This is a genomic window from Brevibacterium daeguense (assembly GCF_021729135.1).
GTDB lineage: Bacteria > Actinomycetota > Actinomycetes > Actinomycetales > Brevibacteriaceae > Brevibacterium > Brevibacterium daeguense.
In genome coordinates this window covers 298,180-321,316 of the sequence record NZ_JAJTWW010000001.1, presented here as the reverse complement: position 1 = coordinate 321,316, position 23,137 = coordinate 298,180, and the positions used below count along the sequence as shown (strand labels likewise).

Here is a 23,137-nt window from a genome sequence, read left to right as displayed (position 1 = left end):
GAGACAGCTCAGCGAGCCGGACGGAAGCTGCGGCTCAGTCGACCGGGACGGGCGACACTCCGTAAGCGGCCAGCCGCTCGGCTCCGCCGTCCGCTGCCGTGAGCACCCAGATCCCGCCCTCGTGGCGGGCGACGGTGTGCTCCCAGTGGGCCGCCCGCGAACCGTCCTCGGTGACCACCGTCCACTCGTCGTCGAGGGTCCGGGAGGAGGTCTGGCCGAGGACCAGCATCGGCTCGATCGCCAGGCACATCCCGGGGCGGATCTTCGGCCCGAGGCTGCGCGCGCGGTAGTTGAGCACCTCGGGTTCCATGTGCATCTGTGATCCGATGCCATGCCCGGTGTAGTCCTCGACGAGTCCGAGGTCGGGGGCGGTGCGGGCGGTGGACTCCTCGATCGCGGCGCCGATCTCGCCCACCCGCTTGGCCGTGGCGAACGCGGCGATGCCCGCCCACATCGCCTCCTCGGTGACATCCGACAGACGCTGGTCCTCGGCTCGGCCGGACTCCGGACCGCCCACGATCATCGTGAACGCGGAGTCCCCGTGGAACCCCTCGACGATCGCACCGCCGTCGATGGACACCAGATCCCCGGCGGCCAGCACCCGATCACCGGGGATGCCGTGCACGATCTCCTCGTTGACCGAGACGCACACGGTCGCCGGGAACCCGTGGTAGCCCTTGAAGTTCGACGTCGCGTCGTGATCTGCGATCACGGCTGCGGCAGCCGCGTCGACGTCGGCCGTGGTGGCGCCGGGCACACACGCCGCGCGGGCGGCGTCGAGAGCCGCCCGCGTGACCAGACCGGCCCGGCGCATCGAGCGCAGCTGTGCCGCGGTCTTCAGTTCCACCTTGGAACCGAACATCTCAGCGTCCGATCGCCTGCAGGATGCGCTCGGTGATCTCCTCGACCTCGCCGAGGCCGTCGACCTTCCGCAGCAGGCCGCGGTCGGCGTAGAGGTCGGTCAGCGGCTGCGTCTGCTCGGCATAGACGTCGAGACGGTGCCGGATGACCTCCTCGGTGTCGTCGGAGCGGCCCTGCAGCTGCGCGCGGGCGAGCAGCCGTTCGACCACCTCATCCGTGTCGGCGGTGAGCTCGACGACATGGTCGAGCGAGTCCCCCGCCGCCTTCAGCATGGAGTCCAGCTCCTCCACCTGTGCCGCGGTGCGCGGGTAGCCGTCGAGCAGGAAGCCTTCGGCTGCGTCGGCCTGCGCCAGGCGATCCTTGACCATCGAGTTCGTGACCTCGTCGGGCACGTACTCGCCGGCATCCATGTAGCGCTTGGCCTGCTTGCCGAGCTCGGTCTCACCGGCCACATTGGCGCGGAAGATGTCGCCGGTGGAGATCGCAGGGATCTCCAGCTTCTCGCTCAGGCGCGCAGCCTGGGTGCCTTTGCCCGCACCGGGCGGGCCGATGAGGATGATCCGTGTGCTCATGGGGTGTTCTTCCTTTCGGGGTGGGCCCGTTCCGACGGCGCTGCAGGGCGGCAGTGCACTTCGTCAGGCTATCGGAGGGGGCTGCGGGTCAGCGGAGCAGGCCTTCGTAGTGACGCTGCTGCATCTGCGAATCGATCTGCTTCACGGTCTCCAGGCCGACGCCGATGACGATCAGCAGCGAGGTGCCGCCGAACGGGAAGTTCTGATTGGCGTCGATCAGCACCAGGGCGATCAGCGGGATCATGGCCACGAAGGCCAGATACAGCGAGCCCGGGAACGTGATGCGGGTGAGCACGTAGCTCAGGTACTGCTCGGTGGGCCTTCCGGCGCGAATGCCGGGGATGAACCCGCCGTACTTCTTCATGTTGTCAGCGACTTCCTCCGGGTTGAAGGTGATCGCGACGTAGAAGTATGCGAAGAAGATCGTCAGCACGAAGTAGGTGATCATGTAGACCGGGTGGTCACCGGCGGTGAGATACTCGGTGATCCAGCCGACCCACGCCGATTCCGGGTCGCCGAACTGCGCGATCAGGCTGGGCAGGTAGAGCACTGAGGACGCGAAGATGATCGGGATCACGCCGGCCTGGTTGACCTTGATCGGAATGTAGGTCGAGGTGCCCCCGAACATTCGTCGGCCGACCATCCGCTTGGCGTACTGCACGGGAATGCGGCGCTGCGACTGCTCGACGAACACGACGAGGCCGACGATCGCGAGGCCGACGAGGATCACGATCAGGAAGACGTCGATGCCCTGAGAGGTGAGGATGGCGTTGAACGCGGAGGGGAATCCTGCTGCCACTGCGGTGAAGATCAGCAGGGACATGCCGTTGCCGACGCCGCGCTCGGTGATCTGCTCACCCAACCACATGATCAGACCGGTGCCGGCGGTCAGGGTGAGGATGATGATTCCGATGCCCCACCAGGTGTCGTTGATGATGAGGTTCTGGCAGCCCTCGACGTTGCCGAACAGCGCTCCGGTGCGCACGGTCGACACCAGCGTCGTGGCGTTGAGGATGCCCAGCCCGATCGTCATGTATCGGGTGTACTGGGTGAGCTTCGCCTGGCCCGAGGCGCCTTCCTTGTGGAGGGCTTCGAAGCGCGGGATCACGACGCGCAGCAGCTGGGTGATGATGCTCGCGGTGATGTAGGGCATGATGCCCAGCGCGAAGATCGACAGCTGCAGGAGGGCTCCCCCGCTGAACAGGTTGATGAGCCCGAAGGCGCCCTGATTGAGCTGCGGCGCTGCGACGCATTGCTGGACCTGGGTGTAGTCGATGCCGGGAGCGGGAATGAAGGACCCGAGCCGGTAGAGCACGATCACACCGAGTGTGAAGAGGAGTTTGTTCCTCAGATCGGGCGTTTTGAAAGCCCGCCCAATTGCGCCGAGCAAGCGTCCTCCTGGGTTGATTCAACGGGAGCGGACGTGCACGAGAACACGCGCGTGCCCAGGTCCCGGAAGATGATTCGTTGCAAGTACCTGATGAACTGTATCAGGACAGGGTGCCGCGCCCGAATCCGAGAATCTGCCCTCGGGGACGGAACCACGGCTCGGAGGCCGCGAACACGACCGGAGGGAGGCCGCCTGTCGGCGGCCTCCCTCCATCGATCACGTCTGGGACAGCATCCTCAGACGGTGGTCGTTGTCCCGCCGGCTGTCTGGATCTTCTCGACAGCGGAGGCGGAGAACTTGTCGGCGGAGATGTCGAGCTTGACGGTGATCTCACCGCTGCCCAGCACCTTCACCGGCTGGTTGGCGCGGACGGCGCCCTTGGCCACCAGATCCTCGACCGTCACGGTGCCGCCCTCGGGGAACAGCGTCGAGAGCTTGTCGAGGTTGACGACCTGGTAGTCGACCTTGTTCGGGTTCTTGAACCCGCGCAGCTTCGGCAGCCGCATGTGGAGCGGCGTCTGGCCGCCCTCGAAGCCATGCGGCACCTGGTAGCGTGCCCTGGTTCCCTTGGTGCCGCGGCCTGCGGTCTTGCCCTTCGACCCCTCGCCGCGACCCACCCGGGTCTTGGCGGTCTTGGCGCCGGGGGCTGGACGCAGGTGGTGCAGCCTCAGCACGTTCTCTTCTGCCATGTCAGTCCACCTCTTCCCATGTGACCAGGTGGCGCACGGTGTTCACCATGCCGCGGATCTCCGGGCGGTCCTCTTTCACGACGATGTCGTTGATCTTCTTCAGACCGAGGGTCCGGAGCGTCTCGCGCTGGTTCTGCTTGCCACCGATTTCGGATTTGACCTGGGTGATCTTCAGCTTGGCCATCAGGCTTTCGCCCCGCTTTCAGCCGCACGCAGCATGGCGTGAGGAGCGACCTGGTCCACCGGGAGGCCGCGGCGGGCCGCGACTTCCTCGGGCCGTTCGAGTCCCTTGAGCGCCGCGATCGTGGCATGCACGATGTTGATGGCGTTCGAGGAGCCCAGCGACTTCGAGAGGATGTCGTGGACGCCTGCGGCGTCGAGGACCGCGCGGACCGGCCCGCCGGCGATCACGCCGGTACCGGGTGCCGCCGGCCGCAGCAGCACGACTCCTGCGGCCTCCTCGCCGGTGATCGGGTGCGGAATGGTCTTCTGGATGCGGGGGACGCGGAAGAAGTTCTTCTTCGCCTCCTCGACACCCTTGGCGATGGCCGAGGGAACTTCCTTGGCCTTGCCGTAGCCCATGCCCACCATGCCGTCACCATCGCCGACGACGACGAGTGCGGTGAAGGAGAACCGACGTCCGCCCTTGACCACCTTCGACACGCGGTTGATCGTGACGACGTGCTCGATGAACTGGTTCTTGTCGTCGCGGTCCTGACGGTTGCCGCGACGACCGCCGTCACCGCGGCCGCGGCCGCGGCCACGGTTGCGGTTGCCGTCGTCCTGCTGCTGGGTGTTCTCGGTCTGAGTCACCTGCTGGTCCTTGTTCTCTTCAGTGCTCACAGGGACAGTCCTCCTTCGCGTGCACCTTCGGCGATCGCCGCGACCCGACCGTGGTAGGCGTTGCCTCCGCGGTCGAACACCACGGCGTCGACACCTGCGGCCTTGGCGCGCTCAGCGACGAGAGCGCCGACCTTGCGGGCCTTGGCGGTCTTGTCCTCGGCCGCACCCCGGAGGTCGGCTTCCATTGTCGATGCCGACGCCAGGGTCCTGCCGACGCTGTCGTCGATGACCTGGACGAACACGTGTCGGCTCGACCGGGTGACGGCCATGCGCGGCCGCTCGGCGGTGCCGGCGATGTGCCTGCGCAGTCGGGTGTGGCGTCGGGTGCGCGCAGCGGCCTTGCCCTTGCCGTAACTCTGCTTCTTTCCGAAGGCCATGGTCACTTACCAGCCTTTCCGACCTTGCGGCGAACGATCTCGCCGGCGTAGCGCACGCCCTTGCCCTTGTACGGTTCGGGCTTGCGCAGTTTGCGGATGTTTGCGGCGACTTCGCCCACGGCCTGCTTGTCGATGCCGGTGACGGTCACCTTGTTCTGCCCCTCGACGGCGAAGCTGATGCCCTCAGGGGGCTCAACGGTGATCGAGTGGCTGTAGCCGAGTGCGAATTCGAGGTTCGCTCCCTTTGCCTGCACGCGGTAACCGGTGCCGACGATCTCCAGCGACTTCGAGTATCCCTCGGTCACGCCGACGATCTGGTTGCTGATGAGGGTGCGGGTCAGTCCGTGCAGCGAACGCGACTCGCGCTCGTCATTCGGACGGGTGACGGTCACCGTGGTGTCCTCGACGGACACCGCGATGGGGCTGGGCACGGTCAGTCCGAGCTCGCCCTTCGGGCCCTTCACGGAGACCTGCTGGCCGTCCACCTTGACCTCGACACCGGACGGAATGGAGATCGGCTGCTTGCCAATTCGTGACATTGTGCTCTCTCCTTCCTTTACCAGACGTAGGCGAGGACTTCCCCACCCACGCCCTTCTTCGATGCTTGCTTGTCGGTGAGCAGGCCGGAGGACGTCGACAGGATCGCGATGCCCAGTCCGCCCAGCACCTTGGGCAGGTTGGTGCTCTTGGCGTACACCCGCAGTCCGGGCTTCGAGATCCGGCGGATGCCGGCGATCGAACGCTCACGGTTGGGGCCGAACTTCAGATCGAGCTCGAGCCGCTTTCCGACCTCGGCGTCTTCGACGCGCCAGTCGGAGATGAAGCCCTCGGTCTTGAGGATCTCGGCGATGTTCGACTTCAGCTTGCTGTACGGCATGCTGACGTCCTCGTGATACGCCGAGTTGGCGTTGCGCAGACGCGTCAGCATGTCTGCGACAGGATCAGTCATTGTCATTGGGCTTGTGCCCTTTCCCGTTGGGGTTTCGTCGCGGTTGCCCGGTCCGACCTACAACGTAGAGTCAGTTGGTCTTGAATGGGAACCCGAGGTGGCGCAGCAGCGCACGTCCCTCGTCGTCGGTCTTCGCCGTGGTGACCACGGTGATGTCCATCCCCCGCACGCGGTCGATCCGGTCCTGATCGATCTCGTGGAACATGGACTGCTCGGTCAGACCGAAGGTGTAGTTGCCGTTCCCGTCGAACTGCCGATCCGAGAGGCCGCGGAAGTCGCGGATCCGGGGCAGCGCCAACGAGATCACACGGTCGAGGAACTCCCACATCCGGGCGTTGCGCATGGTGACATGCGCTCCGATCGGCTGTCCCTCGCGCAGCTTGAACTGGGCAATCGACTTCTTGGCCTTGGTCACCACCGGCTTCTGGCCGGTGATCAGGGTGAGGTCGTTGATCGCGCCTTCGATGAGCTTCGAGTCGCGCGCGGCGTCACCCACGCCCATGTTGACGACGACCTTGACGAGGCCGGGAACCTGCATCGGGTTCGCGTAGCCGAACTCCTCCTGCAGCTTCGGAACGATGTCCTCGCGGTAGACCTGCTTGAGCCGCGGCATCGGGCGGGCCTGCACAGTGCTGTCTGTCATCAGATGTCCTCCCCGGTACGACGCGACACGCGGACCCGCACAGTGCGGGTGCGGCCGTCACGCTCGACCTGCTCGGTCCGGTAGCCCACACGCGTGGGCTTGTTGTCCTTCGGATCGACGAGCATGACCTTGGACACGTGGATCGGCGCTTCGTGGATCTCGATTCCGCCGGCGGTGGGGCCGGAGGCGGTCTGTCCGGGCTTCCGGTGCTTGGTCACGCGGTTGACGCCCTCGACGAGCACACGGCTGGTCTCGGGGAAGACCTCGAGCACCTTCCCCTGCTTGCCGCGGTCGCCGCCTCGGGACTGCCGGCCGCCGGAGATGACCTGGACGAGATCGCCCTTCTTGATCTTGAGCTTTCCTGCCATGATCACAACACCTCCGGTGCCAGCGAGATGATCTTCATGAACTTCTTGTCGCGCAGTTCGCGCCCGACCGGCCCGAAGATACGGGTGCCGCGCGGTTCGCCGTCGGCCTTGAGGATGACGGCGGCGTTCTCGTCGAAGCGGATGTATGAACCGTCAGAGCGACGGCGTTCCTTTGCGGTGCGAACGATGACGGCCTTGACCACATCGCCCTTCTTGACGTTGCCGCCCGGAATTGCGTCCTTGACGGTGGCGACGATGGTGTCGCCGATGCCGGCGTAGCGTCGACCGGACCCGCCGAGGATCCGGATCGCCAAGATCTCCTTGGCGCCGGTGTTGTCAGCGACTTTGAGTCGCGACTCCTGCTGAATCACTGGTTCTCTCCTGTCGTCTCGTCGGTTCTCACCACTCGGGCGAGCCTGACGGAACGGTTGATTGACTGGTGCCCTCCCCGGGCTGCCCGGTGGCCGCCGCGGAAGAGGCGGGACCGGGCGGGACCCGGGGCGTCGGCGGACTGATTACTTGGCGCGCTCGACGATCTCGACGAGGCGCCAGCGCTTGGTCGCTGACAGCGGGCGGGTTTCGGCCACGACGACCAGGTCGCCGATGCCGGCGGTGTTCTCCTCGTCGTGCACCTTGATCTTGCTGGTGGTGCGCATGATCTTGCCGTAGAGGCGGTGCTTCTTGCGGTCCTCGACGGCGACCACGATGGTCTTGTCCATCTTGTCGGAGACGACGTAGCCGCGAGCGGTCTTGCGGAAGTTCCGCTCGACCTGTTCTGCGGCACCGCCGGTCTGGGTCTGCTCGGCCATCACTTGTCCTCTTCCTTGGCGTCGGCCGGGTTCGTACGGATCGAGAGCTCGCGCTCGCGCAGCACGGTGTAGATCCGAGCGATGTCGCGGCGCACTGCCTTCAGCCGACCGTGGCTCTCGAGCTGACCGGTGGCCGACTGGAACCGGAGATTGAACAGCTCGGCCTTGGCCTTCTTCAGCTCTTCGCCGAGACGGTCATTGTCGAAGCCGTCGAGAGCGTCCATGGACAGGTCCTTGGAACCGATCGCCATTGTCACTCACCACCTTCACGCCGCACGATGCGGGCCTTGAGCGGAAGCTTGTGGATCGCCAGGCGCAGCGCCTCGCGTGCAACTTCCTCGGACACGCCGGCGAGCTCGAACAGAACTCGGCCCGGCTTGACGTTTGCGACCCACCACTCGGGTGAGCCCTTGCCCGAGCCCATGCGGGTCTCGGCGGGCTTCTTGGTCAGCGGACGGTCGGGGTAGATGTTGATCCACACCTTTCCGCCGCGCTTGATGTAGCGGGTCATGGCGATGCGTGCGGCCTCGATCTGGCGGTTCGTCACGTACGCCGGCTCGAGTGCCTGGACACCCCAATCGCCGAACGACACGGTGTTGCCGCCCTTGGAGGTACCGCCCAGCTTCGGATGATGCTGCTTGCGGTACTTGACTCGACGAGGGATCAGCATGGGTCAGCCCTCCGATCCGGCCGAGGCTTCCGGAGCCGCCTCAGCAGTGGTTTCAGTCTTCTTCTGCGGGACGTCCTGGCGACGCTCGCCGCCGCGTCCGCGGCCGCCGCGTCCCCGACCACGGGCAGCGGCGCCGCCGCGCGGGCCTCCCCGACCGGACGGCTGTGCGGCCTCCTGGGCCGCGAGCTCCTTGTCGGTGAGGTCGCCCTTGTAGATCCACACCTTGACGCCGATTCGGCCGAAGGTGGTGTGGGCCTCGTAGAAGCCGTAGTCGATGTTCGCCCGCAGGGTGTGCAGCGGCACACGTCCTTCGCGGTAGAACTCCGAACGGCTCATCTCTGCGCCGCCCAGGCGGCCGCCGCACTGCACACGAATGCCCTTGGCGCCGGCCCGCTGAGCGGACTGGATCGCCTTGCGCATCGCGCGTCGGAAGGCCACGCGGCTGGCGAGCTGCTCGGCAACGCCCTGAGCGACCAGCTGCGCATCGGTCTCGGGGTTCTTGACCTCGAGGATGTTGAGCTGGATCTGCTTGCCGGTGAGCTTCTCGAGCTGACCGCGGATGCGGTCGGCTTCGGCGCCTCGGCGGCCGATCACGATGCCGGGGCGAGCGGTGTGGATGTCCACCCGGACACGATCCCGCGTGCGCTCGATGTTGACCTTCGAGATGCCGGCGCGCTCCATGCCATTGGTCAGGAGGCGGCGGATCTTGACGTCCTCACCCACGTAGTCCTGGTAGCGCTGACCCTTCTTGTTCGAGTCTGCGTACCACTTCGACTTGTGGTCGGTGGTGATTCCGAGGCGGAATCCATTGGGATTGATCTTCTGACCCATCAGCGGCTCCCCTTCCCTGCAGCGCTCTCCGGGAGGTCCTCGCCGGAGGCCAGCACCACTGTGATGTGGCTGGTGCGCTTGTTGATGCGGTAGGCACGGCCCTGGGCACGAGGCCGGAACCGCTTCATGGTCGGCCCCTCGTCGACGAATGCCGCCGAGATGACCAGTTCGTTCTCATCGAATGCCTCGCCGAGCTTGTCAGCCTTGACACGCGCATTCGCGATGCCTGAGGCGACGAGCTTGTAGACCGGCTCGGAGGCAGACTGCTCTGCAAATTTCAGCACCGCAAGGGCTTCGGTTGCCTGCTGACCACGAATGAGGTCAACGACGCGCCGAGCCTTTTGGGGCGTGACGCGCAAGTATCGCGCCTTCGCCGTGGCTTCCATCGCTTCCTTCTCTCTTTCTCGATGACCGTTCGAGCTGCGCCTCAGCGGCGACGGCCCTTGCGATCATCCTTGTCGTGGCCGCGGAACGTCCGCGTGGGGGCGAATTCGCCGAGCTTGTGCCCGACCATGGCTTCGGTGATGAACACCGGAACATGCTTGCGTCCGTCGTGCACGGCGATCGTGTGTCCCAGGAAGTCCGGGATGATCATCGAGCGGCGGGACCAAGTCTTGATGACGTTTTTGGTGCCCTTTTCGTTCTGAGCTGCGACCTTCTGGTACAGGTGCTCGTCAACGAAGGGGCCCTTCTTGAGGCTACGAGGCATTTTTCAGGCTCCCTATCAGCGCTTCTTGCCGGTGCGACGACGACGCACGATGAGCTTGTCGCTGTCCTTGTTCGGACGACGCGTGCGTCCTTCCTTCTGACCCCAGGGGCTGACCGGGTGGCGTCCACCCGAGGTCCGGCCCTCGCCACCGCCGTGGGGGTGGTCGATCGGGTTCATGACGACGCCGCGGACGGTCGGGCGCTTGCCCTTCCACCGCATCCGGCCGGCCTTGCCCCAGTCGATGTTCGACTGCTCGGCATTGCCGACTTCGCCGACGGTCGCCCGGCACCGGGCGTCGACGTTGCGGATCTCGCCGGACGGCATGCGCAGCTGCGCGTACGGTCCGAATTTGGCGACCAGCTGCACCGAGGAGCCCGCTGAGCGTGCGATCTTGGCACCGCCGCCGGGGCGCAGCTCGACTGCGTGGAGCACCGTGCCGACAGGCACGTTGCGCAGCGCGAGGTTGTTGCCCGGCTTGATGTCCGCGGTCGGGCCGGCTTCGACGCGGTCGCCCTGCTTGAGACGGTTCGGCGCGATGATGTAGCGCTTCTCACCGTCGGCGTAGTGCAGCAGCGCGATGCGCGCGGTCCGGTTCGGGTCGTACTCGATGTGCGCGACAGTCGCGGGCACACCGTCCTTGTCATGGCGACGGAAGTCGATGACACGGTACTGGCGCTTGTGACCGCCGCCCTGGTGGCGGGTGGTCACGCGGCCCTGGCTGTTGCGTCCGCCGTTCTTCGAAAGCGGGCGCAGTAGTGACTTCTCCGGCGTAGACCGGGTCACTTCGACAAAGTCGGCGACCGAGGAGCCGCGTCGGCCCGGGGTCGTCGGCTTGTGCTTACGGATTCCCATGAGTCTTAATCCTTCTTCGAGGTGTATCGCTTAGAGCGATCCGCCGAAAATGTCGATCGAACCGTCCTTGAGGGCGACAATCGCACGCTTGGTGTCGTTGCGCTTTCCCCAGCCGGTGCGGGTCCGACGGCGCTTGCCCTGACGGTTCAGGGTATTCACCGATGCGACTTTGACACCGAAGATGGATTCGATTGCGTATTTGATCTCGGTCTTGTTCGACCTCGGATCGACGAGGAAGGTGTACTTCCCCTCGTCCATCAGGCTGTAGGTCTTCTCCGAGACGACCGGGGCGATGATGATGTCGCGCGGGTCCTTGAAGGTCACGCTCATTCTGCGTCCTCCTCGCTGGTGGCGCGTCCGGCTGCCGAGGCGCTCATGCCCTTGCGAGCAGTCGTGTCGAGGAAGGCTGCCAGAGCGGCCTCCGTGAACACGATGTCGTCGGCGGCCAGCACGTCATAGGTGTTGAGCTGGTCGGCGGGCAGCACGTGCACCCGCGGCAGGTTGCGAACGCTGAGATAGGTCAGCTCGTCCGAACGCTCGACGACGATGAGCTTCGAAGCCCGATCGCTGATGTTCTGCAGAGCTGCCAGGGCCTGCTTGGTGGACGGCTTGTCACCGTCGACCAGAGAGGTGACGACGAACACGCGGTCGAGGCGCGCCCGGTCGGACAGGGCGCCGCGGAGGGCGGCGGCCTTCATCTTCTTGGGGGTCCGCTGGCTGTAGTCGCGCGGCACCGGGCCGTGGACGATTCCGCCCCCGGCGTACTGCGGAGCGCGGATCGAGCCCTGACGCGCGTTGCCGGTGCCCTTCTGGCGGTACGGCTTCCTGCCGCCGCCGCGGACCTCCGAGCGGGTCTTGGCCTTGTGGGTTCCCTGGCGGGCAGCGGCGAGCTGCGCGACGACGACCTGATGGATCAGCGGCACGTTGGTGCCCACGCCGAACACGTCCGCGGGCAGTTCTGCGGTGCCGGTCTTCTTGCCTGCGGCGTCGAGAACGTCGATAGTCTTGTTTTCAGTCATCTCTCTCAGGCCTCCTTCGCAGCGGAGCGAACGAGAACGACAGCACCCTTGGGGCCGGGAACAGCGCCCTTGATGAGCAGCAGTCCGTTCTCGGCGTCCACAGCGTGAACGGTGAGGTTCTGGGTGGTCTGCCGCACGGCGCCCATTCGGCCGGCCATGCGCATCCCCTTGAACACGCGTCCCGGAGTGGCTGCACCGCCGATCGATCCCGGCTTGCGGTGGTTGCGGTGCTGACCGTGGGAAGCTCCTACGCCGGCGAATCCGTGGCGCTTCATGACGCCCGCGGTGCCCTTGCCCTTGCTGTTGGCGGTCACGTCGACCTTGGTGCCGGCTTCGAACACGTCGGCGCCCAGCTCCTGGCCGAGGGTGTACTCGTCGGCGTCGGCGGTCCTGAGCTCGACGAGGTGACGACGCGGGGTCACGCCGGCCTTCTCGAAGTGTCCGGCGGTCGGCTTGTTGACCTTGCGCGGGTCGATCTCGCCGTAGGCGATCTGAACGCCGCTGTAGCCGTCGGTCTCCGCATTGCGGATCTGGGTGACGACATTGGACCCGGCGGCCACGACGGTCACCGGCACGAGGTTGTTGCTCTCATCCCACACCTGGGTCATGCCGAGCTTGGTGCCCAGCAGTCCCTTGACCTTGCGGGTGGTGGGGAGAGGCGTTGAACGCAGATTTGCCATCACTCCCCCTTAGAGCTTGATCTCGATGTTGACGTCGTCGGCGAGGTCGAGTCGCATGAGCGAGTCGACGGCCTTCGGCGTCGGGTCGACGATGTCGATGAGCCGCTTGTGGGTGCGCATCTCGAAGTGCTCGCGGCTGTCCTTGTACTTGTGCGGCGAACGGATGACGCAGTACACGTTCTTCTCCGTCGGCAACGGCACGGGGCCCACGACCGTAGCGCCCGCACGGGTCACAGTGTCCACGATCTTGCGTGCAGCACTGTCGATCACCGCGTGGTCGTACGACTTGAGCCGGATGCGGATCTTCTGTCCCGCCATGGCGTCGTTACTCTTTCTGTTGGTCTTCCCGGCCATCAACCGCCGTCCTGTTCGGATCGCACGGTCTGTTCCGGCTTGGTGTGACCGACCCCCGAGGTCGGGCGTGTCGCCTCTCCCTTTCGGGAGATTCGACACTTCATCAATTGGCTGCCCGGTTAGGCGAACCCGTGAAATCAGATTCTTCCCGGAGAATTTCGGACTGTTCGCGGCTCGTCACCGCAGTGCAGGGGTCAAGAGCCCGAAACACAACTTGTCCATTTTGGCACAGCCGAGCACACAGCGCAAGTCAGAGGCGTCCCCTCAGGGAGGAGCGCCTCGGGAGTTCGCTCTAAGGCGCTGCCGACAGCCGCAGTCTCCGCGTGCGATAGGCGTCAGCGTGCGGGAGGCGTCAGCGCCCAGCCGTCTCAGCCTGTGCCCGCTCCAGTGCGCGCCTGCGCTGGTCCTCGGCCCGGGCGGTGATCTCCGCGGCACGTTCCTCGTCGCGCGTCAGGTTCGCACCGGATTCGGGATCGAAGACCATGACATCGGCAGGATCGAAGGCCAGGCTGATCGTATCACCCTCGCGCACACGGGAGAGCGGATCGAGCGCCGCCACCACCTGGGTGCGCATTCCTTCACCGTCGAGATCCCGGTCGAGCTCTTCGAGCGCTTCCTTGATCGCAGGATCGGATTCGAAGGGCAGGTACGCGTAGGTCTCGCTGCCGAGCCACTCGGTCTGGTCGACCTGCGCGCTGAGCAGGGCTCTGCCCTCAAGCTCTTCGGGGCTGAGCAGGTCGGCGTCCTGCAGCGCCTCCGGGCGGATGCCGGCGATCAGCAGCTCGGGAGCGCCCTGCAGTCGGCGCGCCTGCTCCGGCGGAACCGTGAAGGAGCCGAACGCCGACTCGAGCTGTCCTCCCCCGAGTTGTGTCACCGGCAGGAAGTTCATCGCCGGTGAGCCGATGAATCCGGCGACGAAGATGTTGATGGGCTCCCGGTAGAGCTCCTGAGGGCTCGCGTACTGCTGCAGAGTGCCCCGTTTGAGCACCGCCACCTTGTCCCCGAGGGTCATCGCCTCGGTCTGGTCGTGGGTCACATACACGGTCGTGACGCCGAGGTTGCGCTGCATCCGAGCGATCTCCGTGCGCATCTGCCCGCGCAGCTTGGCGTCGAGATTCGACAGCGGCTCGTCGAACAGGAAGGCCTTCGCATCGCGGACGATGGCACGCCCCATCGCGACACGCTGCCGCTGGCCGCCCGACAGGTTGGCGGGCTTGCGCTCGAGGTGCTCGCCGAGCTCCAGCAGCTGCGCGGCGCGCTGAACCCGCTCGCGCACCTCCTCCTCCGAGTACGCGTCCTTGTTCAGCCGCAGCGGGAAGGCGATGTTCTCGTAGACGGTGAGGTGGGGATACAGCGCGTAGTTCTGGAACACCATGGCCAGGTCGCGATCACGCGGGGCCTTCTCGTTCACCCGTTCGCCGTCGATGAGCAGATCGCCCTCGGTGATGTCCTCGAGCCCGACGATCATCCGCAGCACGGTCGACTTGCCGGAACCGGACGGCCCCACGAGGATGACGAACTCCCCGTCGTCGATGTGCAGGCTGATGTTGTTGACGGCCGGGAAGCCGTCGCCGTAGCGCTTGACGATGTTAGAGAGTGCGATTTCAGCCATGCTGTGCTCCTGTAGGACGTGCAGAACCAGTGGATGCGACGGATTCGGCGCTGCTGTGAGTCATCCCTTCACCGCTCCCGAGGTCAGTCCGGACACGATCTGGCGCTGGAAGAGCAGCACGATGATGATGACCGGGATCGTGACGACGATCGAGGCCGCGGCGATCGAGCCGGCGGGCTCCTCGAACTGGGAGGCGCCGGTGAAGAACGACAGGGCCGCGGGCACCGGCCGCGCAGCCGAGGTGGACGTCAGGGAGATGCCGTAGAGGAAGTCGTTCCACGCGATGAAGAAGGCGATGATGGCGGTGGTGAAGACTCCGGGCAGAGCAAGCGGCACGATGACCTTGCGGAAGGCCTGGAAGGGCGTGGCGCCGTCGACCTGCGCCGCCTGCTCCAGCTCCCACGGGATCTCGCGGAAGAAGGACGTCAGGGTCCAGATCGAGATCGGGACCGTGAGGGACAGATACGGGATGATGAGGCCCAGCCAGGTGTCGTACAGTCCGATCTGCGACCACAGGTTGAACAGCGGCGTCACGATGGAGATCACCGGGAAGACCGTGATCGCCAATGACGAGTACAGCACGAAGTTCTTGCCCGGGAAGTCGAGCCGCGCAATCGCATAGGCCGCCAGTGTCGCGAGCAGCACGGCGATGAGCGTGGCGATCAGGGAGATTCCGATCGAGTTGCGCAGCGCGGGCAGGAACAGGTCTCTCGCGCCGCCATCGATGATCAGCTGGTAGTTCTCCCATGAGATCTCCGTCGGCCAGAACTGGCGATTGGAGACGTCCGAGGAGCTCTTGAGCGACAGGGACAGAATCCAGACCACCGGGAACAGCGCCCACAGTGCGATGAGCGCGAACGCTACGATCCACAGGATCCGGGTGACGGGTGTCATCTTCATCGACTCAGTCCTTCGACGATCCGAGGTTCACATTGAACCCCTTGATGAACAGCAGGCAGATCAGGCCGACGCAGATGAATAGGAGGACCGACACCGCGGAGCCGAGGCCGGTCTGCAGCTGGGAGATCGTCTGGTCGTAGGCCAGTGAGGACACGGTCGCCGTGCCGTTGGCTCCGTTCGTCATCACGAAGACGGAGTCGAAGATGCGGAATGCTTCGAGGGTGCGGAACATCAGCGCGACCATGATCGCGCCCTTCATATTCGGCAGCACCACCCTCGTGAGGCGCTGCCACCACGTGGCGCCGTCGACCGTGGCCGCCTCCAGCATGTCCCCGGGGACCTGCGCCAGGCCCGCGAGCATCAGCAGGGAGATGAATGGGGTGGTCTTCCAGATCTCCGCGAATGCGATGACGAAGAACGAGGACCAGAAATTGCCGAACCAGTCGAAGGTCTCCATTCCGAACCAGGTGCCGACGAATCCGGTGCCGAGGTCGAATGCATATCTGAAGGAGAACGCCGCGACCACGGTGATGATCCCGTAGGGAATGAGGATGATGGTGCGGATCGGCCCGCGCACGCCCTTCATCGCGTTGAGCATCACCATTGCGAAGAAGAACCCGAGCACCAGCTCCACCGCCACGGTGACCACGGTGATCAGCACGGTGAAACCGAGGGTCTGCCACCACAGCGGATCAGTCAGCACGGTGACATAGTTCATGCCCCAGTTGAAGTACGCGTTCTCCGGGTCGGTCAGGCGCAGGTTGAACAGCGACTGGAACGCGGCCTGCAGAATCGGATAGGCGGTGACGAGCAGCAGCACGATGGCTGCCGGCCCGGCCAGCATGAGGCCGAGCCGCGCCTCTGATTTCGCCCGGTCCGACTTCACAGGCTTGCCCTTGCTGCCGGCACCGGCCGCGCCGCTGCCCCCGGCCCCATTGCCGGCGTCGGTCTTGAGGATCTTCGTTGCATCGCTCACAGCAGCGCCTCCCCCTGCAGGATGTCGATGATGAGCTGGGACGACTCAGCCGGAGTCGTCTCCGGATTCACGCTCTCGGGCGGGTGCCAGGTCCGCTGGATCCCGCCGGTGATGGTGTTGTAGTACGGCGAGACCGGACGGGAGGCGGCATTCTCGAGGGAGTCGAGAATGGTCTGCGAATACGGCAGCTCCTCCTTGACGGCAGGATCATCGAAGGCTGCGCGGGTGGCGGGCGGCAGGCCGTCAGTGACGAAGTACTGGGCTTGGTTCTCCGGCTGCCGGATGCAGTCGATCGCCGCGAACGCCGCCTCGGGGTTCGCCGAGAAGGCCCCGACGGCGAGTTTCACTCCGCCGAAGGGAGCAGCTCCCGGCGTGCCCTCCTCGACGGACGGGTAGGTCGTCCACCCCACGTCGTCGAAGACCTCCTGGTCGAGGCTGCCGTCCTCGACGGCGGCGGCCATCGCGGAGTACACGAACGGCCAGTTGACCATGAACCCGCCGTTGTCACTCTGGAAGCGCAGCATCGCCCCGTTCTCGTCGAGGTTGGAGAAGCTCGGGCCGGCCAACCCCTCCTTGCCGATCGTCGAGACGATCTCCGCGGCCCGAGTGCCTGCCGGCGAGTCGATTCCCAGCTCAGTGTTCTCGGGGTCGGCCTCCGGAGTGCGCACGATCTGCTCGTTCTGGGATTCGATGAGCGCGTTGACCCACACTGTCAGGGACTCGGCCCTGATGCCGTGGACGCCGATCTCCTTGTCCTGATCGCGGGCGGCCTCGATGAGCTGATCCCAGGTCACCTGACCGGACATGTCGAGTCCGGCCGCCTCGGCGACGGATTTGCGGTACCAGAGGATCTGGGTGTTGGCCTGGATGGGCGCAGCCACCAGCTCGTCCTCCCAGTACGAGGACTCCACCGCGGCCTCCACGACGTCCTTCGTGAACGACTCGACGTATTCCTGGGGCACAGGGGCCAGGTAGTCCGCGTTGGCGAATTCCGGAACGTAGACCGTGTCCAGGCTCATGATGTCGATCGAATCATCCTGCGAGGCGAGCCTCCGGATCAGCTGCTCACGCTGGCTGGCGGCGTCGTTGGGCAGCACCGAGGTGCTGATCGTGTACTCGCCGGCCGCTTCTTCGGTGCACTTCTCCGCCAGGGCCGCCTGCCCCCCGTTGTCGGGGTTGATGTACCACGTCAGTGTCGAGCTGTCCTGCGGCGCCTGGCACCCGCTGAGGCCGAGCACCGCGGCCGCGCCTGCTGCCAGCAGCCCGAACCGGGGCGATGGCTTTCCCTTCGACGGCATAGTCGAGACCTCACTCCTCGAGCGGCAAGTTCAGTTGCCACAACACTACTGCCAAAAGCGAAGAAAGACAGCGAGGGCCCCAAGGATTTCTCCCTGGGGCCCTCAGCGCGTCAGCGCAGATCAGCGGATGATGGTGCTCACTCGTTGATCTTGGTGACGCGACCGGCGCCGACGGTGCGACCGCCTTCGCGGATCGCGAAGCGCAGACCTTCCTCCATGGCGATCGGCTGGATCAGCTCGACCGACATATCGGTGTTGTCGCCCGGCATGACCATCTCGGTGCCCTCGGGCAGCGTGATGACGCCGGTGACGTCCGTGGTCCGGAAGTAGAACTGCGGACGGTAGTTCGAGTAGAACGGGTTGTGACGTCCGCCCTCGTCCTTGGACAGGATGTAGACCTGGCCCTCGAACTTGGTGTGCGGGGTGATCGAGCCCGGCTTCACGATGACCTGGCCGCGCTCGACGTCCTCGCGCTTGGTGCCGCGGAGCAGCAGACCGACGTTCTCACCTGCACGAGCGTCCGGCAGGGTCTTGCGGAACATCTCGATTGCGGTGACGGTGGTCTTCTGCGAATCCTTGATGCCGACGATCTCGATTTCCTCGTTCGGCAGCAGCACTCCGCGCTCCACACGACCGGTGACGACGGTGCCGCGACCGGTGATGGTGAAGACGTCCTCAACGGGCATCAGGAACGGCTTGTCGACATCGCGCTCCGGCTCCGGAACGTTCTCGTCGACCTGATCCATCAGTTCCTCGACGGACTTGACCCACTCGGGGTCCCCCTCGAGGGCCTTGAGCGCCGAGACCTTGACGACAGGCGCGTCGTCGCCCGGGAACTCCTGATCGGACAGCAGCTCGCGGACTTCCATCTCGACGAGCTCGAGGAGCTCCTCGTCGTCGACCATGTCCGACTTGTTCAGTGCCACCACGATGTAGGGCACGCCCACCTGACGAGCGAGCAGCACGTGCTCACGGGTCTGCGGCATGGGGCCGTCGGTTGCAGCGACCACCAGGATCGCACCGTCCATCTGGGCGGCGCCGGTGATCATGTTCTTGATGTAGTCGGCGTGACCGGGGGCGTCGACGTGCGCGTAGTGACGCTTCTCGGTCTGGTACTCAACGTGCGAGACGTTGATGGTGATGCCGCGCTGCTTTTCCTCCGGCGCATTGTCAACCTGATCGAAGGCACGAGCCTCGTTCAGATCCGGGTACTTGTCGGCCAGGACCTTGGTGATCGCCGCGGTGAGAGTCGTCTTACCGTGGTCAACGTGACCGATAGTGCCGATGTTGACGTGCGGCTTAGTCCGTTCGAAACTAGCCTTTGCCACTGGGTTCCTCCTCGTGGTTGGTGCAGGACATGCGGTTCACATCCTACGCCTTTCCTTGTTTATCAATTGCCGCGGAGCCGATGGGCTCCCCGGCGCTGGGTGGAGATTACTCTCCGCCGCGGACCTTCTGGATGATCTCCTCGGACACAGCCTTCGGGACCTCCGAGTAGCTCTCGAACTGCATCGAGTACACGGCACGACCCTGGGTCTTCGACCGCAGGTCGCCGATGTAGCCGAACATCTCCGAAAGCGGGACAAGTGCACGGACGACCTTGACGCCCGATGCATCCTCCATGGACTGGATCTGACCGCGCCGCGAGTTGAGGTCGCCGATCACGTCGCCCATGTACTCCTCGGGCGTGCGCACCTCGACGTCCATCAGCGGTTCGAGCAGAACCGGGTTCGCCTTCTTGACGCCCTCCTTGAGGACCATCGAGCCGGCAATCTTGAACGCCATCTCCGAGGAGTCGACGTCGTGGTAGGCGCCGTCGACCAGGGTGGCCTTGACACCGACCAGCGGGTAGCCGGCCAGCACGCCCATCTGCATGGCGTCCTGGATGCCCGCGTCGACGCTCGGGATGTACTCGCGCGGCACACGGCCGCCCGTGATGGCGTTCTCGAACTCGTAAATCGTGTCGCCGGTGACCTCCAGCGGCTCGAAGGTGACCTGCACCTTCGCGAACTGGCCGGATCCACCGGTCTGCTTCTTGTGGGTGTAGTCGACCTTCTCCACCTTCCGGCGGATGGTCTCCCGGTACGCCACCTGCGGCTTGCCGACGTTCGCCTCGACCTTGAACTCGCGCTTCATCCGATCCACGAGGATGTCGAGGTGCAGCTCGCCCATGCCGCCGATCTCGGTCTGGCCCGTCTCCTCGTTGAGGTTGACGGTGAAGGTCGGATCCTCCTTGGCCAGCTTCTGGATCGCAGTCGACAGCTTCTCCTGGTCGCCCTTGGTCTTGGGCTCGATGGCCACGAAGATCACGGGATCCGGGAAGCTCATCGACTCGAGCACGACGGGGTTGGCCGGATCGGTCAGGGTGTCACCGGTGGTGGTGTCCTTGAAGCCGATGAAGGCGTAGATGTGGCCGGCGATTGCCTCATCGACAGGATTCTCCTTGTTGGAGTGCATCTGGAAGAGCTTGCCGACGCGCTCCTTCTTGCCGGTGGTGGTGTTGAGCACCTGCGCACCGGACGCGACCTTGCCGGAGTACACCCGAACGTAGGTCAGCGAGCCGAAGAACGGGTGGGTCGCCACCTTGAAGGCCAGCGCAGAGAACGGCTCGTCCACGGACGGGTGCCGTGAGACGACGGTCTCCTCGTCGCCCACAGGGTGACCCTGCACCGACTCCACGTCAAGCGGGCTCGGCAGGTAGTCGATCACGGCGTTGAGCATGGGCTGCACGCCCTTGTTCTTGAACGCCGAGCCGCACATCACCGGGAAGGCCGCCGAGGAGATGGTGAGCAGGCGGATGCCGGCCTTGATCTCCGGGATGGTGAGCTCGCCCTCCTCGAGGTACTTGTCCATGAGCTCTTCGTTCGCCTCGGCCACGTCCTCCATGAGGTTGGAGCGGTACTCTTCAGCGCGCTCCTTGAGATCCTCGGGGATCTCGACCTCGGTCATGTCCTGGCCCTTCTTGGACTCGTCCGGCCAGACCCACGCCTTCATCTCGACGAGGTCGACGACGCCCTGGAAGTCGTTCTCCGCGCCGATGGGCAGCTGGATGACGAGCGGCTTGGCACCGAGACGGTCCTTGATGGTCGCGACCGTGAAGTAGAAGTCGGCGCCGAGCTTGTCCATCTTGTTGACGAAGCACACGCGCGGCACGTTGTACTTGTCCGCCTGCCGCCACACCGTCTCCGACTGCGGCTCGACACCCTCCTTGCCGTCGAACACGGCAACGGCACCGTCGAGCACGCGCAGCGAGCGCTCCACCTCGACGGTGAAGTCGACGTGACCCGGGGTGTCGATGATGTTGATCTGGTTGTCTTCCCAGTAGCAGGTGGTGGCGGCGGAGGTGATGGTGATGCCACGCTCCTGCTCCTGCTCCATCCAGTCCATCGTCGACGCGCCGTCGTGGGTCTCGCCGAGCTTGTAGTTGACGCCGGTGTAGAAGAGGATGCGTTCGGTCGTGGTGGTCTTGCCGGCATCGATGTGGGCCATGATGCCGATGTTGCGGACCTTATTCAGGTCGGTGAGCACGTCGAGTGCCACGGTGTCTCTCTCTCGTCTCGATGACATGAACCGACGGTCGGACGGATTCGCACCCGCCCGACCTGACGATTACCAGCGGTAGTGGGCGAAGGCCTTGTTGGATTCGGCCATCTTGTGGGTGTCTTCGCGACGCTTCACAGCGGCACCAAGTCCGTTGCTCGCATCCATGATCTCGTTCTGCAGGCGCTCGGTCATGGTCTTCTCACGGCGCTGGCGCGAGTAGCCGACCAGCCAGCGCAGCGCGAGCGTGGTCGAGCGAACCGGACGCACATCGACGGGAACCTGGTAGGTCGCGCCGCCGACGCGACGCGAGCGGACTTCGAGCGAGGGCCGGATGTTGTCGAGTGCCTTCTTCAGCAGTACGACTGGATCCGTGCTGGTCTTCTCGCCGGCGCCCTCGAGCGCTCCGTAGACGATCCGCTCTGCAGTCGAGCGTTTGCCGTCGAGCAGGATCTTGTTGATGAGCTGGGTGACCAGCGGTGAACTGTAGACCGGGTCAGTGACGACCGGTCGCTTGGGTGCGGGGCCCTTGCGCGGCATTACTTCTTCTCCCTCTTGGCTCCGTAGCGGCTGCGGGCCTGCTGACGGCCCTTGACTCCCTGGGTGTCGAGCGAGCCGCGCACGATCTTGTACCGCACGCCCGGCAGGTCCTTCACACGACCGCCGCGCACGAGCACGATGGAGTGCTCCTGCAGGTTGTGGCCCTCGCCGGGAATGTAGGCGGTGACCTCGATCTGGCTCGACAGCTTCACACGCGCCACCTTGCGGAGGGCGGAGTTCGGCTTCTTCGGGGTGGTGGTGTACACGCGGGTGCACACGCCACGGCGCTGCGGGCTGCCCTTGAGGGCCGGCGTCGCGTTCTTCGCGGCCTTGTCCTCTCGTCCCTTGCGGACGAGCTGCTGGATAGTCGGCACTAAATCTTCTCCATTTGCTTCTCGCTGTTCCTAAGCTCGAAGACAGTCCTCCGCTTGGGCGGCGGCTGTCCGCACTCTTCGAACATGTCCCACCGGAACCAAGTGAAGCTACCCCCTTGGTCCCAGTAATCACAAGGCCTCACATAACCCGAGGTCGGGTGTGTCGCGAACCTATGGCTCAGCGCCGACCCTTGATTATGCTGGACTCTGCGGCCTGCACGACTACCTTGCACCCCGGTTGCATGCCGTCCTGTGCGGAGCTGACGGTCCGGTGCGCACGCGGGCGTGCGGACATGACTGCAGAAAAACAGTCACGCTCAAGAGTAAACCGTGGTGGTTCCGATGGTCAAAGTCGGCCTGGACCCCGTGTGGAACGGACCACAGCAGTGGCCATAGTCTGGACCCATGAGTGATTCCCAGGGCGAGATCGAGCCGCGGCGCAGGCGAGTGCGCGCGGCTGACGCGGATCGCGACGCCGTTCTCGAAGTCCTCGCGAAGGCCCACGCCAACGGTCGCCTCGATACCGGGGAGGTCGACGAGCGGCAGACGCATGCGCTTCGGGCCAAATTCCTCTCCGAGCTGCCCGAGCTCATCGACGATCTGCCCGAGGGCCGCGAGCTGACCCACCGGATCAACTCCCAGCTCTTTCCCCACCCCTACGCCGGCGGCGGCCCCGGAGCGATCGTGCCGTCGGACGCCTCGGGTCCGTCCGGGGAGGTCATCCCGGCCCGGGCCGGTACGGGCAGCACGGAGAACTCGGTGGCGATCATGTCGGGTCGCGACCTGGTCGTCCAACCGGGCACTCCAGTAGTGCACCTGTACGCGCTCATGGGCGGCGACAGCATCTACCTGAGCGAGGTCCTCGGTCCCGGCGTGCAGGTCACGCTCGAGGCGTATTCGATGTGGGCAGGTCACGACATCTACGTGCCCGGTGGCGTGCGGATCATCGACAAGACGTTCAATGTCATGGCGGGCAACGACATCCACAAGCACGCCAGGGGCGATGGATCCAACGGCACCCTCATCCTCACGGGATTCAGTCTGATGGCCGGCCACGACATCAAGCTGGATCCGAATTGGCGGGCAGACGAGCGACGACGGGGCCTGCAGTCGTAACCTTCTGCTCACCTCGGGGGAATACGGTGACCGCATCGCCCTCGACCCCGAGCAGCTCAGGTCGTCCGGGGCCGGACCCGAGGCGTCCTCCGGCTGTGGATTGCCGGCGCCCGGGACCAGGGATCGCAGCGTCCGCACAGGTTCAGGCACTGTCAGCACAACCGG

At 65.2% G+C, this 23,137-nt stretch carries 32 protein-coding genes; 1 reads left to right on the top strand and 31 read right to left on the bottom strand.

Annotation, left to right across the window (positions count from 1 at the left end; translation table 11 throughout):
* Window positions 1-34: 34 nt before the first annotated feature.
* From map to rpsL, 31 genes are all read right to left on the bottom strand, one after another.
* On the bottom strand, window positions 35-862 hold the full coding sequence (map, locus tag LXN01_RS01455; protein ID WP_236862763.1) for a type I methionyl aminopeptidase: 828 nt from the start codon (window positions 860-862) through the stop codon (window positions 35-37).
* Between the two features lies 1 nt (window position 863).
* On the bottom strand, window positions 864-1,433 hold the full coding sequence (locus tag LXN01_RS01450) for an adenylate kinase (protein WP_236862762.1): 570 nt from the start codon (window positions 1,431-1,433) through the stop codon (window positions 864-866).
* A gap of 88 nt (window positions 1,434-1,521) precedes the next feature.
* Window positions 1,522-2,823, bottom strand: a complete 1,302-nt coding sequence (gene secY, locus LXN01_RS01445) for a preprotein translocase subunit SecY (RefSeq protein WP_236862761.1) — start codon at window positions 2,821-2,823, stop codon at window positions 1,522-1,524.
* Between the two features lie 236 nt (window positions 2,824-3,059).
* On the bottom strand, window positions 3,060-3,512 hold the full coding sequence (gene rplO, locus LXN01_RS01440; protein WP_236862760.1) for a 50S ribosomal protein L15: 453 nt from the start codon (window positions 3,510-3,512) through the stop codon (window positions 3,060-3,062).
* A gap of 1 nt (window position 3,513) precedes the next feature.
* Entirely contained in the window at window positions 3,514-3,696 is a 183-nt protein-coding gene (gene rpmD / locus LXN01_RS01435; RefSeq protein WP_236862759.1) for a 50S ribosomal protein L30, read from the bottom strand.
* Window positions 3,696-4,325, bottom strand: a complete 630-nt coding sequence (rpsE, locus tag LXN01_RS01430; RefSeq protein ID WP_236863121.1) for a 30S ribosomal protein S5 — start codon at window positions 4,323-4,325, stop codon at window positions 3,696-3,698. The genes rpmD and rpsE overlap by 1 nt, the downstream gene beginning before the upstream one ends.
* 26 nt (window positions 4,326-4,351) lie before the next feature.
* Complete coding sequence (rplR, locus tag LXN01_RS01425; protein WP_236863120.1) at window positions 4,352-4,732, bottom strand: 50S ribosomal protein L18; 381 nt, start codon at window positions 4,730-4,732, stop codon at window positions 4,352-4,354.
* A 2-nt stretch (window positions 4,733-4,734) separates the two neighbouring features.
* The gene (rplF, locus tag LXN01_RS01420) at window positions 4,735-5,271 is read right to left on the bottom strand and encodes a 50S ribosomal protein L6 (protein WP_236862758.1); all 537 of its coding nucleotides are present in this window, start codon (window positions 5,269-5,271) and stop codon (window positions 4,735-4,737) included.
* 17 nt (window positions 5,272-5,288) lie between these two features.
* Window positions 5,289-5,687 carry a 30S ribosomal protein S8 gene (rpsH, locus tag LXN01_RS01415; protein WP_236862757.1) on the bottom strand — a complete coding sequence of 133 codons (399 nt, stop codon included), beginning with the start codon at window positions 5,685-5,687 and terminating at the stop codon, window positions 5,289-5,291.
* 64 nt (window positions 5,688-5,751) lie between these two features.
* Window positions 5,752-6,324, bottom strand: coding sequence for a 50S ribosomal protein L5 (rplE, locus tag LXN01_RS01410; protein ID WP_272902065.1), 573 nt, complete (start codon window positions 6,322-6,324; stop codon window positions 5,752-5,754).
* Window positions 6,324-6,692: a 50S ribosomal protein L24 gene (gene rplX / locus LXN01_RS01405; protein WP_236862756.1), complete on the bottom strand. Its 369-nt coding sequence runs from the start codon at window positions 6,690-6,692 to the stop codon at window positions 6,324-6,326. The genes rplE and rplX overlap by 1 nt, the downstream gene beginning before the upstream one ends.
* Before the next feature lie 2 nt (window positions 6,693-6,694).
* Window positions 6,695-7,063 carry a 50S ribosomal protein L14 gene (rplN, locus tag LXN01_RS01400; RefSeq protein ID WP_236862755.1) on the bottom strand — a complete coding sequence of 123 codons (369 nt, stop codon included), beginning with the start codon at window positions 7,061-7,063 and terminating at the stop codon, window positions 6,695-6,697.
* Between the two features lie 144 nt (window positions 7,064-7,207).
* Window positions 7,208-7,501: a 30S ribosomal protein S17 gene (gene rpsQ, locus LXN01_RS01395; protein ID WP_236862754.1), complete on the bottom strand. Its 294-nt coding sequence runs from the start codon at window positions 7,499-7,501 to the stop codon at window positions 7,208-7,210.
* On the bottom strand, window positions 7,501-7,752 hold the full coding sequence (gene rpmC, locus LXN01_RS01390; RefSeq protein ID WP_272902121.1) for a 50S ribosomal protein L29: 252 nt from the start codon (window positions 7,750-7,752) through the stop codon (window positions 7,501-7,503). The genes rpsQ and rpmC overlap by 1 nt, the downstream gene beginning before the upstream one ends.
* Before the next feature lie 2 nt (window positions 7,753-7,754).
* Window positions 7,755-8,171 (bottom strand): 50S ribosomal protein L16, encoded by a 417-nt coding sequence (rplP, locus tag LXN01_RS01385; RefSeq protein ID WP_236862753.1) that lies wholly within the window; start codon window positions 8,169-8,171, stop codon window positions 7,755-7,757.
* A 3-nt stretch (window positions 8,172-8,174) separates the two neighbouring features.
* Window positions 8,175-9,002, bottom strand: a complete 828-nt coding sequence (gene rpsC, locus LXN01_RS01380; protein ID WP_236862752.1) for a 30S ribosomal protein S3 — start codon at window positions 9,000-9,002, stop codon at window positions 8,175-8,177.
* Entirely contained in the window at window positions 9,002-9,388 is a 387-nt protein-coding gene (gene rplV, locus LXN01_RS01375; protein WP_236862751.1) for a 50S ribosomal protein L22, read from the bottom strand. Before rplV ends, rpsC begins: the two co-directional genes overlap by 1 nt.
* Window positions 9,389-9,429: 41 nt before the next feature.
* Window positions 9,430-9,711, bottom strand: coding sequence for a 30S ribosomal protein S19 (gene rpsS, locus LXN01_RS01370; RefSeq protein WP_236862750.1), 282 nt, complete (start codon window positions 9,709-9,711; stop codon window positions 9,430-9,432).
* A gap of 15 nt (window positions 9,712-9,726) precedes the next feature.
* Window positions 9,727-10,563 (bottom strand): 50S ribosomal protein L2, encoded by an 837-nt coding sequence (gene rplB, locus LXN01_RS01365; RefSeq protein WP_236862749.1) that lies wholly within the window; start codon window positions 10,561-10,563, stop codon window positions 9,727-9,729.
* Between the two features lie 30 nt (window positions 10,564-10,593).
* A complete protein-coding gene (rplW, locus tag LXN01_RS01360; protein WP_236862748.1) occupies window positions 10,594-10,893 on the bottom strand; it encodes a 50S ribosomal protein L23 in 300 nt (99 codons plus the stop codon).
* Window positions 10,890-11,582 carry a 50S ribosomal protein L4 gene (gene rplD / locus LXN01_RS01355; protein ID WP_236862747.1) on the bottom strand — a complete coding sequence of 231 codons (693 nt, stop codon included), beginning with the start codon at window positions 11,580-11,582 and terminating at the stop codon, window positions 10,890-10,892. Before rplD ends, rplW begins: the two co-directional genes overlap by 4 nt.
* Before the next feature lie 5 nt (window positions 11,583-11,587).
* Window positions 11,588-12,262, bottom strand: a complete 675-nt coding sequence (gene rplC / locus LXN01_RS01350; RefSeq protein WP_236862746.1) for a 50S ribosomal protein L3 — start codon at window positions 12,260-12,262, stop codon at window positions 11,588-11,590.
* Window positions 12,263-12,271: 9 nt separating this feature from the next.
* Window positions 12,272-12,580, bottom strand: a complete 309-nt coding sequence (gene rpsJ / locus LXN01_RS01345) for a 30S ribosomal protein S10 (protein WP_009379191.1) — start codon at window positions 12,578-12,580, stop codon at window positions 12,272-12,274.
* A gap of 388 nt (window positions 12,581-12,968) precedes the next feature.
* On the bottom strand, window positions 12,969-14,228 hold the full coding sequence (locus LXN01_RS01340) for an ABC transporter ATP-binding protein (RefSeq protein ID WP_236862745.1): 1,260 nt from the start codon (window positions 14,226-14,228) through the stop codon (window positions 12,969-12,971).
* Window positions 14,229-14,288: 60 nt separating this feature from the next.
* A complete protein-coding gene (locus tag LXN01_RS01335; protein WP_236863117.1) occupies window positions 14,289-15,122 on the bottom strand; it encodes a carbohydrate ABC transporter permease in 834 nt (277 codons plus the stop codon).
* 10 nt (window positions 15,123-15,132) lie between these two features.
* Window positions 15,133-16,014 carry a carbohydrate ABC transporter permease gene (locus LXN01_RS01330; RefSeq protein WP_236863116.1) on the bottom strand — a complete coding sequence of 294 codons (882 nt, stop codon included), beginning with the start codon at window positions 16,012-16,014 and terminating at the stop codon, window positions 15,133-15,135.
* An 86-nt stretch (window positions 16,015-16,100) separates the two neighbouring features.
* Entirely contained in the window at window positions 16,101-17,402 is a 1,302-nt protein-coding gene (locus LXN01_RS01325; protein ID WP_236862744.1) for an extracellular solute-binding protein, read from the bottom strand.
* A gap of 137 nt (window positions 17,403-17,539) precedes the next feature.
* Window positions 17,540-18,730 (bottom strand): elongation factor Tu, encoded by a 1,191-nt coding sequence (tuf, locus tag LXN01_RS01320; protein WP_236862743.1) that lies wholly within the window; start codon window positions 18,728-18,730, stop codon window positions 17,540-17,542.
* 106 nt (window positions 18,731-18,836) lie between these two features.
* Window positions 18,837-20,942 carry an elongation factor G gene (gene fusA, locus LXN01_RS01315; RefSeq protein ID WP_236863115.1) on the bottom strand — a complete coding sequence of 702 codons (2,106 nt, stop codon included), beginning with the start codon at window positions 20,940-20,942 and terminating at the stop codon, window positions 18,837-18,839.
* A gap of 69 nt (window positions 20,943-21,011) precedes the next feature.
* A complete protein-coding gene (gene rpsG, locus LXN01_RS01310; protein ID WP_236862742.1) occupies window positions 21,012-21,482 on the bottom strand; it encodes a 30S ribosomal protein S7 in 471 nt (156 codons plus the stop codon).
* Window positions 21,482-21,856 (bottom strand): 30S ribosomal protein S12, encoded by a 375-nt coding sequence (gene rpsL, locus LXN01_RS01305; RefSeq protein WP_236862741.1) that lies wholly within the window; start codon window positions 21,854-21,856, stop codon window positions 21,482-21,484. Before rpsL ends, rpsG begins: the two co-directional genes overlap by 1 nt.
* A gap of 405 nt (window positions 21,857-22,261) precedes the next feature.
* Between rpsL and LXN01_RS01300 the strand changes: the two genes are divergently transcribed.
* Entirely contained in the window at window positions 22,262-22,972 is a 711-nt protein-coding gene (locus LXN01_RS01300; RefSeq protein ID WP_236862740.1) for a DUF1707 SHOCT-like domain-containing protein, read from the top strand.
* Window positions 22,973-23,137 lie beyond the last annotated feature (165 nt).